Below are 2,900 nucleotides of genomic sequence, written 5' to 3'. Positions count from 1 at the left end.
GGAGTCTCGCGCCGGGGCGGGTGAGCCGGTCGAGAGGGCGTCCGCGGCTATGGATGCCGACGTGATCGTGATCGGTTCCGGGTTCGGTGGCAGCGTCGCCGCGCTCCGGCTCGCGGAAAAGGGGTACCGGGTCATCGTTCTGGAGGCCGGCCGCCGGTTTCCTCCCGACGCGCTGCCCCGGACCAGCTGGAACATCCGCCGTTATCTGTGGGCACCCCGGCTGGGCTGCCACGGGTTCCAGAAGTTCACCATGCTCGGCCGTGTGCTCGTACTGTCCGGAGCTGCTGTCGGCGGCGGCTCGGTGGTGTACGCGAACACGCTCTACCGTCCGCTGGAGGCGTTCTACACTGACCCGCAGTGGCGGCATGTCACCGACTGGCGCGAGGAACTGGCGCCTTATTACGATCAGGCCGAACGCATGCTCGGAGTGGTGACGAACCCGACGGTCACCTACGCCGACGAGGTGTACCGGGCGGTCGCCGAAGAAATGGGTGCCGGACATACCTTCAAGCTGTCGGACGTGGGTGTCTTCTTCGGCCGGGACGGCCGGAAGGAACCCGGTGTGGAAACCGAGGACCCCTATTTCGGGGGTGCCGGGCCGACCCGCACCGGATGCCGTGAGTGCGGCGAGTGCATGACCGGCTGTCGCTGGAACGCCAAGAACACCCTTGACCGCAACTACCTCTACCTGGCCGAGAAGATCGGCGCCCAGGTCTTTCCCGGCACCGAGGCCACCACCGTGCGCCCGCTGACCGACGGTCGCTACCCCGCCGGTCGCTACCCCGACGGTGGCTACGAGGTGGAGACGGTACGTACCGGATCCTGGGTGCGCCGTGGGCGGCGGACGTGGCGGGCGCGCCAGGTGGTGTTCGCCGGCGGGACGCTCGGTACCGTGCGGCTCCTGCTCACGATGCGGGACACCGGAGTGCTGCCGGCGCTTTCGGCGCGGGTCGGCACGCTGACCCGGACGAACTCGGAATCCATCATCGGCGCCACCAGGTTCCGCCCGGACGAGCGGATCACCAGGGGCGTGGCGATAACGTCCTCCTTCTACCCGGCCGCGGACACCCATATCGAGCCCGTCCGATACGGCCGGGGCAGCAACGCGCTGGCTCTGTTGGCCACCCTCATGACGGACGGCGGCCGGCGGGTACCACGATGGCTCACATTCGTCGGTCAAGCGTTGCGTCATCCGTTTCTGTTCCTCTACGCACCGCTGCCGTGGCGCTGGTCGGAACGCACCATGATTTCGCTGGTCATGCAGTCCCGGGACAACTCGCTCACGGTTGCCCGTCGACGGGGCCTGTTCGGCGGGCACGGGCTGACCAGCAGGCCGGGCCACGGCGAGCCGAACCCGACCTGGATTCCGGCCGGAAACGACGCGACCCGGCGGGTCGCCCGGCGCATCGACGGTTTTCCCGGCGGTACGCTGACGGAAATCTTCGACATTCCGCTGACGGCGCACATACTCGGTGGCGCCGTGATCGGGGATTCCCCGTCCAACGGGGTCGTCGACCCCTATCAGCGGGTGTTCGGACATGACGGCCTGCATGTCGTCGACGGCGCGGCGATATCGGCCAACCTCGGCGTCAACCCGTCACTGACCATTGTCGCGCAGGCTGAGCGGGCGATGGCGATGTGGCCCAACAACGGCGAACCGGACAGGCGTCCGCCGCTCGGGTCGTCGTACCGGCGGATCCCTCCGGTACGACCGGTACGTCCGGCCGTACCGGAGAGTGCTCCGGCCGCCTACCGCGTCGGCCTGCCCCTGGCCGCCGTCCGCGACCGTGGATGATGCTGGAGCAAGATCCGGACGGGCGCCGTGCCCGGTGTTTCCCGAGGCGCTGAGCTATCCGCTCACACTGTCGGACGGGTGCTCTCCGGGTCGTTCCACCCGATGTCGGGTGATTCGGCGCCAGGGCCCGCCGTCGCCGTCGTGGCCGTGTCCTCGGGCCCGGTTGGCCGTGGCTGTCGGACGCCGCCGCGGGCCGCCGCCGCGGCACTTGCCGCGCCCGCGCCGACCAGCAGGATCGCCGTCATGCCGCGCCGCCGGCGGCGGTGTATCCGTTGGAGCTTGTGCTCGGCTCTGGCCAGCTGCTGCTCGAGGAGGTGCTGTGTCTTCTCCGCGTGGGCACGCGCTTTTTCCTCCCGGTGGACGGCGCGCTGGGAGCGGGTTCTGTCGATCTGTTGCCCGGCGCGTCCGGACATCGTGCTGGCCAGGGTGGCGGCCTGCGTCGCCGCTTTGCCAGCACGGTCGGTGACAGCGCTGGACGCGGCCGGGATCTTCTCGGTGGGCACCTGCTCGGCCGCGCGGGAGATCTTCTCCGTCAGCGACCGGGCAGCCTGGGCCTGCTGGGCCCACGGGGCCTGCTGGGCTCGCGGAGCATGCGGGGCCGGCCTCGCGGGCGTCTCACCTGGGGAAGGCTCGTGGCCGCGCCGGGCCCGGCCTGCCAGCGCGCCGAAACGGTGCTCCGCGGGCACCTCGGTCGGGGAGGAATCGCGGCCACCGCGGGCCCGGTTCACTACCAGCGGCCCGAAACGGAGCCCTGCGGGCGTCTCGGTCACGGAAGAATCGTGACCACGCCACCGTCTGCTCTCTCGCTTGTTGCTCATCGGCTTCCCTTCGCGCAACTCGCGTTACGGTCTGCTGAATCTTCCTCTACCCACAATTGGGCTAAGCACAACCAGTATGCTAATCGTGACAAAATATTCGCTCCTGGTGTATCGCTGGATATCGCCAGGGCGGACTCGCCGCTGCCCGACGGCGGGCGTCTGAGCCCGGCTCCGCCGGCAGGGCTGTCAGCCATGCCAGCTCGTGCCGCGGCTCGTGCCGGCCCTTGCCAGCTCGTGCTGGCCCTGGCTGGTCCTTGCCGGCTCGTGCCGGTCCTTGCCAGCTCGTG

At 69.6% G+C, this 2,900-nt stretch carries 2 protein-coding genes; one reads left to right on the top strand and one right to left on the bottom strand.

Annotated features, from left to right (window positions below):
- The coding region (locus NBW84_RS07405) for a GMC oxidoreductase (protein WP_445548659.1) at positions 1-1,795 on the top strand (1,795 nt) is incomplete at its 5' end.
- Positions 1,796-1,857: 62 nt separating this feature from the next.
- On the opposite strand, the gene NBW84_RS07400 is transcribed toward NBW84_RS07405, so the two are convergent.
- Positions 1,858-2,565, bottom strand: a complete 708-nt coding sequence (locus tag NBW84_RS07400) for a hypothetical protein (protein WP_250282958.1) — start codon at positions 2,563-2,565, stop codon at positions 1,858-1,860.
- Between the last annotated feature and the right edge of the window lie 335 nt (positions 2,566-2,900).

The sequence above is a fragment of the Protofrankia sp. CiP1_Cm_nod2 genome, from assembly GCF_920664355.1.
Classification (GTDB): domain Bacteria; phylum Actinomycetota; class Actinomycetes; order Frankiales; family Frankiaceae; genus Protofrankia.
The sequence above is the reverse complement of the archived record's forward strand: the minus strand, read 5'-3'. Positions and strand labels throughout refer to the sequence as shown.